This is a genomic window from Piscinibacter gummiphilus, assembly GCF_032681285.1.
Lineage (GTDB): Bacteria > Pseudomonadota > Gammaproteobacteria > Burkholderiales > Burkholderiaceae_C > Rhizobacter > Rhizobacter gummiphilus_A.
Window position 1 is genome coordinate 5,417,272 of the sequence record NZ_CP136336.1, and the last position, 12,560, is coordinate 5,429,831.

A 12,560-nucleotide genomic window follows, 5' to 3' on the forward strand; every position below is an offset into this window, starting at 1 on the left:
CGATCCTTCCCATGTCTTCCGACACCCCCTCCGCTGGCCCGCTGTCTGGGTTGAAAGTGCTGGAGATGGGCCAGCTCATCGCCGGCCCCTTCGCCGCCAAGACACTGGCCGACTTCGGCGCCGAGGTCATCAAGATCGAGCCACCCGGCAGCGGCGACCCGCTGCGCCAATGGCGGCTGCTGCACAACGGCACCAGCGTCTGGTGGCAGGTGCAATCGCGCAACAAGAAGAGCCTGACGCTCGACCTCAAGCAGCCCGAAGCCCGCGAGATCGTGAAGAAGCTCGCCGCCGAGTGCGACGTGCTGATCGAGAACTTCAAGCCCGGCGTGATGGAGGCCTGGGGCCTGTCGTACGAAACGCTGGCCGAGGCCAACCCCAAGCTCATCATGCTGCGCATCAGCGGCTACGGGCAGACGGGGCCCTACAAGGACCGGCCGGGCTTCGGCGTCGTGGCCGAAGCGATGGGCGGCCTGCGCTACCTCACCGGCGAGCCGGGCCGGGTGCCAGTGCGCGTGGGCGTGAGCATCGGCGACACGCTGGCCTCGCTTCATGGGGTGATCGGCATCCTGATGGCGCTGCACCACCGGCAGGCCTCCGGCAAAGGGCAAGTGGTCGACGTCGCGCTCTACGAAGCGGTCTTCAATTGCATGGAGAGCCTGCTGCCCGAGTACAGCGCCTTCGGCGCGGTGCGCGAGGCAGCCGGCTCCGCCCTGCCCGGCATCGCTCCCAGCAACGCCTACCCCTGCACCGACGGCTGGGTGCTGGTCGCCGGCAACGGCGACAGCATCTTCACGCGCCTCATGCGCACCATCGGACGCCCCGACTGGGCCGACGACCCCTCGCTCGTTGGCAACGCTGCCCGCGTGAAACGTGTCGACGAGATCGACGCCGCCATCGGCGCCTGGACGCAGACCCGCAGCGTCACCGAGGTGCTCACCGCCCTCAACGCCGCCCAGGTGCCCGCCGGCCGCCTCTACACCGCCCGCGACATCGCCGAAGACCCGCACTACCGCGCCCGCGGCATGGTCGAAACCGTGACCTCGGCCGACGGCCTCACGCTCGACGTGCCCGGCATCGTGCCCAAGCTCTCGGCCACGCCGGGGCGCATCACCCGCCGCGCGCCGACGCTCGGCGAAGACACGAGCGCCGTGCTGCGCGAGATCGGCATCACGCCCGAGCAGGAAGCCCGCCTGCGCGAACGCGGCGTGCTGTGACCGCGGGCGTGCCGCTCTACGCCCTGGCCGGCGCGCTGCTGGCCGCGGCCACACTCGCGGCCCTGGTGTGGCGCCGCCGGCGCCCACCCGCACGCAGCGACGACGGCAGCTCCCTGCTGCCCGCAGGCACCGACTACGAACAGCTCTTCACGCTGTGTCCCAACCCCATGTTCGCCTACGACGTGGAGACGCTCGGCTTCCTCGCCGTCAACGGCGCGATGCTGCGCCGCTACGGCTACACGCAGGACGAGCTGCTGAAGATGACGCTCGCCGACATCCGGCCGCCCGAAGACGTGCCGGCGATGCAGGCAATGGCGCGGGAGGTGCGTGAAAAGCCGAGCGTGTCGATCCCCGGCGTGTGGCGGCATCGCCGCAAGGACGGCAGCATCTTCCACGTGCGCGTCAGCGGCCACGCCCTCACCTACCGCGGCCGCCCGGTGCGGCTGGTGCAGGTGATGGACGTGAGCGCCGAGGTGGCGCTGCACGCCGAGCGCGAGCAGATGATCGCCAAGCTGCAGCACTCGCGCGAATGGCTGGCGACCGCCATCAACGCCGGTCGCGTGGCGCTGTGGGAGCGCGACCTCGTCACCGGCGGGCTGGTGCTGGGCGGTCGCTGGGCCCAGGTGCTCGGCACCACGCCGAGGGCCTTCGGCGCGGTGACGGTGCAGTCTTTCGAAGAGCGCTGCCACCCCGACGACCTGGCCGCGGCCGGCCAACGGTTCAACGCCTACCTGAAGGACCCGACCGCCGCACCCTACAGCGACGAGTTCCGCATCCGGCACGAAAGCGGCGACTGGATCTGGCTGCTGGCGCAAGGCCGCATCGCCGAGCGCGGCTCCGACGGCCGGGTGCGCCGCGTGGTCGGCACCTTCGTCGACATCTCGCCGCTCAAGGCCGCCCAGCACGCGCTCGCACAGGCCCAGGCCGCCGAGCAGGCGAGTGCGATGAAGACGCAGTTCCTCGGACGCGTGAGCCACGAGCTGCGCACGCCGCTCAACGCGGTGATCGGCTTCTCGCAGCTGCTGCAGCTCGACGAGCGCGCCCCGCTCACCGAGCAGCAGAAGGAACGCGTCGTGCACATCGAGCGGGCCGGCCAGCACCTGCTCGCGCTGATCACCGACCTGATGGACCTGAGCCGCATCGAGCTCGGGGCCGTCGAACTGCAGCCCGAGTCGGTCGACCTGCCGCGCCTGCTCGACGACAGCCTGGCGATGGTGCAGGCGCAGGCCGACGAGCGCTCGGTCACCCTGGAGCGCGAGATCGAGCCGGGGCTGCCGCCCGTGCAGGCCGACCCGCTGCGCCTGCGCCAATGTGTGCTCAACCTGCTGTCGAACGCCATCAAGTACGGGCTCGACCCCGGCCGGCTGCGCGTGAGCGCAGGCCGCACGGCCGCAGGCGAGGTGGCGCTCTCGGTGTGGAACGCCGGCGTCGGGATGACACCGGAGCAGCTGGCGCGCCTGTACGAACCCTTCAACCGGCTCGGCCGCAACGCGAGCCACGGTGAAGGCACCGGCATCGGCCTGGCCATCAGCCGCCAGCTGATCGAGCGCATGGGTGGCCGCATCGAGGCCGAGAGCGAAGCCGGCGCCTGGGCCCGCTTCACCGTGACCCTGCGCACCAGCGAGCGCTGACCGGCCGCGGCGCCGCGGGTAAACCCCGCCGCGCCCGGCTCAAAAACGACAAGCCCGTACAAGTGGCCGCCGCGAGCCGGGCGAAGAATCCGTTCGTGTGCACGAGCGTGCACAAAAAAGAGACAAGAAACACAAATCCGATTGGAGACGTCGTGAACCTGTCAACGCGCGCCCTGGTGCGGGCCCTCAGCCCCTTCGTCACCCCCTGAGGCTTAGTCCTCGCACACGCCCCAGGATCTGCCGTGGACCGCCTGGCCAATTCCCGCCACGCCGCTGCATCGCCCCGGGGGCGCATGCGTCTTTTCGAAGACGGTTTCCTCTACACCAGCACCGGCACCGATTCGCAGAGCGCGCGCCACAGCGCATCGCTCCTCCTGGCGCTCACCAACGCCGACTTCGAGATCGACGTCGGCGGCCAGACGCAGCGCGTGCGTGCGGTCGCGGTGCGCCCCTTCGCTGCCAAGCACCTGCGAGCCTGTGGCGTGCCCTTCGCGTGCATCGATGCCTCGACCGAGCACCCGCTGTACCGTGCCTTCGCCTTCCTGCCCGACCCGGGCTACAAGGTGCTGCCGCCCGAAGCCTTCGAGCCGGCGATGCCGGCCCTCGACGCCTTCCGCCGCGGCGAGATGAGCTCGCGTTCGAGCCGCCTGCTGTACCGCCGCATCTTCGAGCTGGCGCGCGACCTGCTGCCGCCGCCCCCGAAGATCGACCCGCGCGTGGAGCGTGTGATCGCCTTGCTCGACGCCGACCACACGCTGGGCGTGGCCGAGCTGGCCAATGCGGTGTGCGTGTCGCGCGACCGCCTGTCGCACCTCTTCACGCAGGAGATGGGGCTGCCGCTGCGCAAGTACTGCCAGTCGCTCAAGATCCGCGCCGCCGCGCGCCTGCTCGGCTCGGGCATGAACTTCACCCAGATCGCCGCCGCCGCCGGCTTCACCGACTCGGCGCACTTCTCGAAGATCTGGGCCCACGCCTATGGCGCCTCGCCCGCCTACTTCTACACGAGCGGTGCGGTCACCGTTCACCCGCCGCGCGCCGTGCGGATCGAAGGCAGCAGCGCCGTGTCGTCGCGCTTCAGGTCGCGGAACGCCGCAAACAGCCACGACCTCATCCCCACCACCAAGGTGTAGGGCCGCTTCTGGTCGGGCGGCAGCTTCTGGTCAGCCAGGTGCTGCTGGGCGAAGTCCTGCCCCACGCGCTGCAGGCGCTCCATGAAGGTGGCCGCGAGGCTCTTGCCGACTTGGCCGTGCACCAGCATCAGCATCTCGCCTTCGCCGTCGAAGCCGCCGCTGAAGTAGTCGTCGACCACGTGCTCGCGGAAGAAGGCCATCACCGGCCCGTCCGGCCGCCAGCGGAAGGTCTTGGCCAGCTGCAGGCGGTAGCGGTTGAGCGGGCGCAGCTCGATGATGCCGATCCTGTCGAGCTGGGTCAGGTACTTCACGCACTCGGCCTCGGTGAGCGTGTAGGTGGCGACCACCTGCTCGAAGGTCCACTGGCTCATGCAGCAGATGGCCATCAGCAGCAGGCGCTTGTCGGCGACCACCGCCTTCTCTTGCTCCAGCGTGAGCTCGCGGCGCAGCGGCTGCGCATCGGCCACCTTGCGGGCGAGTTCGGCGAAATCCATCTTCAAGACACGCAGCACGTCGTCGATGCGTGAGAGCGGCATGTCGGCCTTGGCAAAGATGCGCTTGATGCTCGACTCCGACATGTCGAGGTGCTCGGCCAGTTCGGCGTAGGTGATGCCGGCGGCCTTGAGTTCGGCCTTCAGCGCCGTGACCAGGTCCTGCGTCGTGCTCATCGAGAAGCCCTCCCAAAGTATCGGCAAACGATACCAGCCAGCCGGAGCCGCGCAACCCCTCCTGGAACGCTTGAACCGGATCGGCCGGGTGCAGATCATCCGCCCCGTGTTCAACGTCACCGAGGATTTCATGCACACCCCCGCCGCCCCCCGCCCCGACACCAAGGCCTGGAAGCTCCAGGTGTGGGTCTCGTTCGGCATCGCCGCCACGCTGTGCGGCACGGGCCTCGCCTACCTGCCCGGCGCCGACCTCGACCGCGCGTTCATGGTGATGGGCTACGTGTTCTGCCTGTCCACCGCCTTCGCGCTCGCCAAGTACGTGCGTGACAACGAAGGCCGCCGCGTCGACACGCCGATGTGGGGCAGCGTGGTCTGGGGCGGCTTCGCGCTCGCGATGGCGCTCACCGGCTGGGGCCTCTACCGCATGGAGATCAACCCGACCTACAAGGCCTACCTCGGCGTGTGCTGGCTGTTCCTGATCTCGAGCGTGTTCACGCTGGCCAAGACGCTGCGCGACGCGCACGAGGTGCTGATCGCCCAGGCCCGCCGCGGCGGCATGGCGATGCGCGGCGCACGGGACACCGAATGAGACGCCAGACCATGAAACGACTCGTCCTGCCCCTGCTGCTCTCGGCCCTGCTCGCGGTGAACCCCGCACGGGCCCACCCGCCCAACGCGTCGGATGCGAGCGCCTTGTCGATGCTGCCGATCGCGGTGTCGGTTGCCGCGCCGGCCGTGCTGCTGTCGGCCGGCGCGATGCTCACCGTCGTCGCCGTCGAAGCCTCGGCCGCTGGCGTGGTGTGCATCCTGGAGCGTGCGTCAGACGGCGCACGGGCCAGCGTCACACTCAGCACGCAAGGCGCGGCGGCCTTGTCGGTCGGCGTCGGCACGGTGGTCACCGTGAGCGCCTTCAGTGCCGGCTGGGTGCTCTCGGCCGCCGGCCGCGCCATCGCCTACATCCCCAACGAGATCGGCGCGGCGCTGCTCTACAACGAGCGGGTGACACGATGAGCCGGAGATGGGCTACCGCCCTGGTGCTGTCGGCACTCACCACCCTCGCCCACGCCGGCCGCACCTGCGAGCCCAAGCCGCCCGAGGCGCGCAACATCGAGCGGGCGATGGTGCTCGCCGAGCGCACCGCGCGTGCGCTCGATGCCAGCGGCGCGCAGGTGGTGGTGCTGGCCCGCGCCGGGCAGGACCTGAGCGAGTACGGCCTGCGCTACTCGCACCTGGGCCTCGCCTACCGCGACAGCGGCAAGTGGCGCGTGGCCCACAAGCTCAACCAGTGCGGCACCGCGCACGCGGCCGTCTACCGCCAAGGCCTGGGCGAGTTCTTCCTCGACGACCTGCACGACTTCCAGGCCGGCGTGGTGGTGCTGCGCGCCGACGTGCAGGCCCGCCTGCTGCCCGTGCTGCGCGACAACCCGCGCCTCGCGCAGCTGCACACCGAGCGCTACAACATGGTCGCCTACCCGTGGGCGCAGCGGTACCAGCAGTCGAACCAGTGGGCCATCGAGACGCTGGCGATGGCGATGGACCCGGGCGCGGTGACCCGTGAGCGGGCCCAGGTCTGGCTGCAGCGCGAGGGCTACCAGCCGACCACGCTGCGCCTCTCGCCCTTCAAGCGCCTGGGCGCACGGGTGACGGCGGCCAACGTCGCCTTCGACGACCACCCCGACGAGAAACGCTTCCGCGACCGCATCGAGACCGTGACGGTCGACTCGGTGTTCTCGTGGCTCGTGAGAACTGGCATGGGAAACCCCGTGCAAGTCATGCGCTGAGCCTGCGTGCGCGCCTGCACAATCGCCCACCATGTCTGTCGTCCGCTCCCCTTTCTTCATCGCCACCACCGCGTCGGCACTGGTGCTCGGCGCCGCCGCGCTGATGGCGCGCCCCGCACCCACCGAGTCTCCGCTTGCCCGCCTGAAAGACGCCTGCGCCTCGAAAGACGTCACCCTGCGTGGCGAGCCACACCGCCTGCTGGCGATGTGCACCCGCAGCGCCCGCGAGTCGGCCCCCAACGACCCCGGCCGCATCGACCTCTACCTGCTCAAGCGCGATGCCGAAGGCTGGCAGCCGGTCGCGCAGCAGCTGGGCCTGGAAAGCGGTCAGATGGGCCGGCCCGGCGAGGTCAACGTGCTGCAGCTCGGCGCGAACCTCTACGGCTTCGAGATCAGCGAAACCTCGGTGAGCCAGGGTTACCTGCTGGGCGGCACCCGCCTGTATGTGCCGCGCGAGGCGGGCTTCCAGGTCGCGCTCGACATCACCTCCACCGTGCGCAACACCGGCACCCACGAGTGCGCCCATGCCACGCCCGCGGTGTGCAGCGATTTCTCGCGCCGCCTGAAGCTCGAGGTACGCGAGGGCGCGGCGGCCTACCCGCTGCGCATCACGAGCCTTGGCCATTTCCGCGGCGCGCCGGTGTCGGCCACGCACGTGCTGAGCTTCGATGCCAAACGCGCGCAGTACAAGCTGCCGGCCGGCTTCGAAGCGCAAGTCGAATAACGATCGCGAGGGATCTCCTTGAGCAGCCACGACCACCCCAACCAGTTCGCGCTGCTCAAGCAGCGCCGCTTCGCGCCCTTCTTCTGGACGCAGTTTCTCGGCGCCGGGAACGACAACCTCTTCAAGTTCGCGCTCACGGTGATGGTGACCTACCAGATCCAGGTGAGCTGGCTGCCACCGTCGCTCGCGGGCCTGGTGATCGGGGCGCTCTTCATCCTGCCCTTCCTGCTCTTTTCGGCCACCAGCGGGCAGCTGACCGACAAGCACGACAAGACCGCCATGATCCGCTTCGTGAAGTGGTTCGAGATCGCCGTGATGGCGATCGCGGCTTGGGGCTTCATGAGCGTCAACATCCCGGTGCTCCTGGCCTGCGTGTTCCTCATGGGCCTGCACTCCACGCTCTTCGGGCCGGTGAAGTTCGCCTACATGCCGCAGCACCTCAACGAGCGTGAACTGACGGGCGGCAACGGCATGGTCGAGATGGGCACCTTCGTGGCCATCCTGATCGGCAACGTGGTGGGCGGGCTGCTCGTCGCGGTGCCGCAGGTCGGGCCGACCTACATCGCCTGGGCCTGCGTCGGCCTCGCCGTGCTCGGCCGTGTGCTCGCACAGGCCGTGCCGCCCACGCCGGCCACCGACCCCGGCCTCAAGATCAACTGGAACCCCTTCACCGAAACCTGGCGCAACCTGAAGCTTGCGCACGAGAACGTGGCCGTGTTCCGCTCGCTGCTGGGCATCTCGTGGATGTGGTTCTTCGGCGCGGTGTTCCTCGCGCAGTTCCCCTCGTTCGCGAAAGAGGTGCTGCATGGCGACGAGCACGTGGCCTCGATGCTGCTCGTGGTGTTTTCCATCGGCATCGGCATCGGCTCGCTGATGTGCGAGATGCTGTCGCGCCGGCATGTGGAGATCGGCCTCGTGCCGCTGGGTGCGATCGGCATGAGCGTGTTCGCGATCGACCTCTACTTCGCCTCGCGCGGCCTGCCGCCGAGCGCGCCGCTCACGGTGAGCGCGTTCTTCGCCCAGCCCGCCCACTGGCGTGTGATGGCCGACCTGCTGCTGCTCTCGCTCTTCGCCGGCATCTACAGCGTGCCGATGTATGCGCTGATCCAGTTGCGCTCGAAGCCCACGCACCGCGCCCGCATCATCGCGGCCAACAACATCCTGAACGCGCTCTTCATGATCGTGAGCTCGATCGGCGTGGGCGTGCTGCTGGCGCTCAAGTTCACCATCCCGCAGGTGTTCCTCATCGTCGGTCTGCTCAACGCGGTGGTGGCGTTCTACATCTTCATGCTGGTGCCCGAGTACCTGCTGCGCTTCGTGGCCTTCCTCGCCACGCGCCTGGCCTACCGCTTCCGGGTGAAGGGCGACGAGCACATCCCGACCGAGGGCGCCGCCATCCTGGTGTGCAACCACGTGAGCTTCGTCGATGCGGTGCTCTTGATGGCCGCGAGCCCGCGCCCCATCGTCTTCATCATGGACCACCGCATCTTCCAGATCCCGGTGCTGGGGTGGATGTTCAGGCTGGCGAAGGCGATCCCGATCGCGTCGCAAAAGGAAGACCCGGCCACCTACGAGCAGGCCTTCGTGCGCGCCCGCCAGGTGCTCGCCGAGGGCGACCTGCTGTGCATCTTCCCCGAAGGCGCGATCACCCGGGACGGCCAGCTCGCCGAATTCAAGGGCGGCATCATGAAGATCCTCGAGACGAACCCGGTGCCGGTGGTGCCGATGGCGCTGCAGAACCTGTGGGGCTCCTTCTTCTCGCGCATCGGCGGCAACGCGATGACCCAGCCCTTCCGCCGCGGCTTCTGCAGCCGCGTGGGCCTGCTGGCCGGCCCGGCCGTGCCGGCGGCGCAGGTGTCGCCCGCGCTGCTCCGGGAGCGGGTGGCCGCGCTGCTGGCCGAGCCACTTCCCGGCGTGCCGGCCGGCGTACCCCGCCCCGCCTAAAATCGCCGGCTTCCCCCAGCCCAACAGCGAGTACCCTGTGGCCGCCACCATCCTCCAGAAACTCCCCGCCGGCGAACGTGTCGGCATCGCCTTCTCGGGCGGCCTCGACACCAGCGCTGCCGTGCACTGGATGCGCAAGAAGGGCGCCACGCCCTGCGCCTACACCGCCAACCTCGGCCAGCCCGACGAGAGCGACTACGAAGACATTCCCCGCAAGGCCAAGGCCTACGGTGCCGACATCGCCCGCCTGGTCGACTGCCGCGCGCAGCTCGTGGCCGAAGGCATCGCCGCCATCCAGAGCGGCGCCTTCCACATCAGCACGGGCGGTGCGACCTACTTCAACACCACGCCGCTCGGGCGTGCCGTCACCGGCACCGCGCTCGTGGTGGCGATGAAGGAAGACAACGTCCACATCTGGGGCGACGGCAGCACCTACAAGGGCAACGACATCGAGCGCTTCTACCGCTACGGCCTGCTCGCCAACCCGGCCCTGCGCATCTACAAGCCCTGGCTCGACCAGACCTTCATCGACGAGCTCGGCGGCCGCAAGGAGATGAGCGAGTTCCTCATCGCCAACGGCTTCGACTACAAGATGAGCGTGGAGAAGGCCTACTCGACCGACTCCAACATGCTGGGCGCCACGCACGAGGCGAAAGACCTGGAGTTCCTCGACAAGGGCCTGCACATCGTCAACCCGATCATGGGCGTGGCCTTCTGGAAGGACGACGTGGTGGTGAAGGCCGAGCGTGTCTCGGTCGCCTTCGAGGAAGGCCGCCCCGTCTCGATCAACGGCGTGCGTTTCGGCAGCGCCGTCGCGCTCTTCGAAGAAGCCAACAAGGCCGGCGGCCGCCACGGCCTGGGCATGAGCGATCAGATCGAGAACCGCATCATCGAGGCCAAGAGCCGCGGCATCTACGAAGCCCCGGGCATGGCGCTGCTGCACATCGCCTACGAGCGCCTGGTGACCGGCATCCATAACGAAGACACCATCGAGCAGTACCGCAGCAACGGCCGCAAGCTCGGCCGCCTGCTGTACCAGGGCCGCTGGTTCGACTCGCAGGCCATGATGCTGCGCGAGAGCGCCCAGCGCTGGATCGCCAAGGCCATCACCGGCGAGGTGACGCTGGAGCTGCGCCGCGGCAACGACTACTCGATCATGAACACCGTGAGCCCCAACCTCACCTATGCGCCCGAGCGGCTGTCGATGGAGAAGGTGGAAGGCGCCTTCCAGCCGATCGACCGCATCGGCCAGCTCACCATGCGCAACCTCGACATCGCCGACACGCGCCAGAAGCTCGGCATCTACAGCGCCACCGGCCTGCTGGGCGACCAGAGCGAAGGCAGCCTGCCGCTCTTGACGGGCGACAAGCCGACGGCTTGATCCCTCAGCGCTGACACCCTTGCGACGGCCCCTCCGGGGCCGTTTGCTTAAGAATCGTCGCCTCAGCCTGAGGAGACGAACATGAGCAGCAACGAAGACCGCGTCCGCATCACCGTGGACGAACGTGGCGTGGCCGAAGTGGCCCTGACCCGCGCCGACAAGATGAACGCCATCGACGCGGCCATGTTCCGCGCGATCAACGACGGCATCGAGCAGCTGAAGGCCGATCCGCGTGTGCGCGTCGTCGTGGTCCACGGCGAAGGCAAGGCCTTCTGCGCCGGCCTCGACATGGGCCGCTTCGCGCAGATGGGCCAGGGCCAGACCAGCGGCACCATGGGCACCGACCTGCTCACCCGCAGCCGCGGCCTCGCCAACGATGCGCAGTACGTGGCCTGGGGCTGGCGCCAGCTCCCCGTGCCGGTGATCGCCGCGGTGCACGGCGTGGCCTTCGGCGGTGGCCTGCAGATCGCGCTCGGCGCCGACATCCGCGTCGTGCACCCCGAGGCCAAGCTCGCGGTGATGGAAGTGAAATGGGGCCTGGTGCCCGACATGGCCGGCATCGTGCTCATGACCGAGCTGATGCGCGCCGACGTCGTGCGCGAGCTGACCTACACCGGCCGCATCGTGTCGGGCGTGGAGGCGCAACAGATCGGTCTCGCCACACGCGTCAGCGACGACCCGCTGGCCGACGCCCGCGCCCTCGCCGCGCAGATCGCGGCGCAGAGCCCCGACTCCGTGCGCGCCAGCAAACGGCTGCTCAACGGCGCCTCGCCGGTGCAAGCCGGCGCGGTGCTGATGGCCGAGTCGATGGAGCAGAAGGCGCTGATCGGCAGCCCCAACCAGCGCGAGGCGGCCCTCGCCGGCCTGGAGAAACGCGCACCGGTGTTCCGCTAGGAGACGCCTCTCAGGCGATCCGCCTTGAACGCTGCGCGGAAGCTCTCGAACCGCCCTTCGTCCAGCGCCAGCCGCACCTCGCGCATCAGGTTCACGTAGTAATGCAGGTTGTGGATGCTGGTGAGCATGGGCCCCAGCATCTCGCCGCAGCGGTCGAGGTGGTGCAGGTAGGCGCGGCTGAAGCCCTTGCAGCAGTGGCAACTGCAGGTCTCGTCGACCGGCCGCTCGTCGGTCTTGTAGCGGGCGTTGCGCAGCCGCAGGTCACCGAAACGGGTGAAGAGGTGGCCGTTGCGGGCGTTGCGGGTGGGCATCACGCAGTCGAACATGTCGACACCCGCGGCCACGCCGTCCACCAGGTCTTCCGGCGTGCCCACGCCCATCAGGTAGCGCGGCTTGTGAGAGGGCAGTCGATGCGGCGTGTGCGCCATGATGCGCAGCATGTCTTCCTTGGGCTCACCGACGCTCACGCCACCGATGGCGTAGCCCGGCAGGTCGAGTTCGACGAGCGCGTTCAAGGACTCTTCGCGCAGGTGCTCGAACATCCCGCCCTGCACGATGCCGAACAAGGCATTCGGGTTCTGCAGTTTCTGGAATTCGGTGAGGCAGCGGCTCGCCCAGCGAAGGCTGAGCTCCATCGAGATGCGCGCTTCCTTTTCGGTGGTGATGTGGCCCTTGGTTTCGTAGGGTGTGCACTCGTCGAACTGCATGACGATGTCGCTGTTGAGCACCGTCTGCACCTGCATGCTCACCTCGGGCGTGAGAAAGAGTTTGTCGCCGTTGACGGGCGACGCAAACTTCACGCCCTCTTCCGAGATCTTGCGCATCTCGCCCAGGCTCCACACCTGGAAGCCGCCGCTGTCGGTGAGGATGGGTTTGTTCCACGCTTCGAAGCGATGCAGGCCGCCGAACTGCTTGAGGATGTCGAGCCCCGGCCGCAGCCACAGGTGGAAGGTGTTGCCGAGGATGATCTGCGCGCCCATCTCTTCGAGCGACGACGGCATCACGCCCTTCACCGTGCCGTAGGTGCCCACGGGCATGAAGACCGGCGTCTCGACGACGCCGTGGTTGAGGGTGAGGCGGCCACGGCGGGCGTGGCCTTCGGTCTTGAGGAGGTCGAACTGCAGCATAGGCGGCGATTGTCGCCGCCCATGAAAAAGGCCCGCCGGATCGGGCGGGCCTCGAACGCCGTGGCG

The 12,560-nt window shown here is 68.8% G+C and carries 12 protein-coding genes; 10 read left to right on the top strand and 2 right to left on the bottom strand.

The window, feature by feature from the left end; genetic code table 11:
- The first annotated feature begins 11 nt into the window (after positions 1-11).
- The 3 genes from RXV79_RS25755 to RXV79_RS25765 all read left to right on the top strand — a co-directional run bounded on the left by RXV79_RS25755 (position 12) and on the right by RXV79_RS25765 (position 3,975).
- Positions 12-1,214 (top strand): CaiB/BaiF CoA transferase family protein, encoded by a 1,203-nt coding sequence (locus RXV79_RS25755; protein WP_316701007.1) that lies wholly within the window; start codon positions 12-14, stop codon positions 1,212-1,214.
- Positions 1,215-1,222: 8 nt separating this feature from the next.
- Entirely contained in the window at positions 1,223-2,845 is a 1,623-nt protein-coding gene (locus RXV79_RS25760; RefSeq protein WP_316701009.1) for a sensor histidine kinase, read from the top strand.
- Between the two features lie 242 nt (positions 2,846-3,087).
- The gene (locus RXV79_RS25765; protein WP_316701011.1) at positions 3,088-3,975 is read left to right on the top strand and encodes an AraC family transcriptional regulator; all 888 of its coding nucleotides are present in this window, start codon (positions 3,088-3,090) and stop codon (positions 3,973-3,975) included.
- On the opposite strand, the gene RXV79_RS25770 is transcribed toward RXV79_RS25765, so the two are convergent.
- A complete protein-coding gene (locus RXV79_RS25770) occupies positions 3,867-4,643 on the bottom strand; it encodes a helix-turn-helix domain-containing protein (RefSeq protein WP_316701012.1) in 777 nt (258 codons plus the stop codon). The genes RXV79_RS25765 and RXV79_RS25770 overlap by 109 nt on opposite strands.
- A gap of 130 nt (positions 4,644-4,773) precedes the next feature.
- On the opposite strand from RXV79_RS25770, the gene RXV79_RS25775 reads away from it, so the two are divergent.
- The 7 genes from RXV79_RS25775 (at position 4,774) to RXV79_RS25805 (ending at position 11,367) form a co-directional block, all read left to right on the top strand.
- Positions 4,774-5,232, top strand: a complete 459-nt coding sequence (locus RXV79_RS25775) for a YiaA/YiaB family inner membrane protein (RefSeq protein WP_316704210.1) — start codon at positions 4,774-4,776, stop codon at positions 5,230-5,232.
- A gap of 11 nt (positions 5,233-5,243) precedes the next feature.
- Complete coding sequence (locus tag RXV79_RS25780) at positions 5,244-5,654, top strand: hypothetical protein (RefSeq protein WP_316701013.1); 411 nt, start codon at positions 5,244-5,246, stop codon at positions 5,652-5,654.
- Entirely contained in the window at positions 5,651-6,424 is a 774-nt protein-coding gene (locus RXV79_RS25785) for a DUF2145 domain-containing protein (protein WP_316701014.1), read from the top strand. The genes RXV79_RS25780 and RXV79_RS25785 overlap by 4 nt, the downstream gene beginning before the upstream one ends.
- Positions 6,425-6,455: 31 nt before the next feature.
- Positions 6,456-7,148 (top strand): hypothetical protein, encoded by a 693-nt coding sequence (locus tag RXV79_RS25790; protein ID WP_316701015.1) that lies wholly within the window; start codon positions 6,456-6,458, stop codon positions 7,146-7,148.
- 18 nt (positions 7,149-7,166) lie between these two features.
- Complete coding sequence (locus RXV79_RS25795) at positions 7,167-9,092, top strand: MFS transporter (protein WP_413816642.1); 1,926 nt, start codon at positions 7,167-7,169, stop codon at positions 9,090-9,092.
- A gap of 37 nt (positions 9,093-9,129) precedes the next feature.
- Complete coding sequence (gene argG / locus RXV79_RS25800; protein WP_316701018.1) at positions 9,130-10,473, top strand: argininosuccinate synthase; 1,344 nt, start codon at positions 9,130-9,132, stop codon at positions 10,471-10,473.
- An 81-nt stretch (positions 10,474-10,554) separates the two neighbouring features.
- Positions 10,555-11,367, top strand: coding sequence for a crotonase/enoyl-CoA hydratase family protein (locus tag RXV79_RS25805; RefSeq protein ID WP_316701021.1), 813 nt, complete (start codon positions 10,555-10,557; stop codon positions 11,365-11,367).
- Here RXV79_RS25805 and tgt read toward each other — a convergent pair.
- Positions 11,364-12,494 carry a tRNA guanosine(34) transglycosylase Tgt gene (gene tgt / locus RXV79_RS25810; RefSeq protein ID WP_316701023.1) on the bottom strand — a complete coding sequence of 377 codons (1,131 nt, stop codon included), beginning with the start codon at positions 12,492-12,494 and terminating at the stop codon, positions 11,364-11,366. The two genes, RXV79_RS25805 and tgt, sit on opposite strands and share 4 nt — an antisense overlap.
- Between the last annotated feature and the right edge of the window lie 66 nt (positions 12,495-12,560).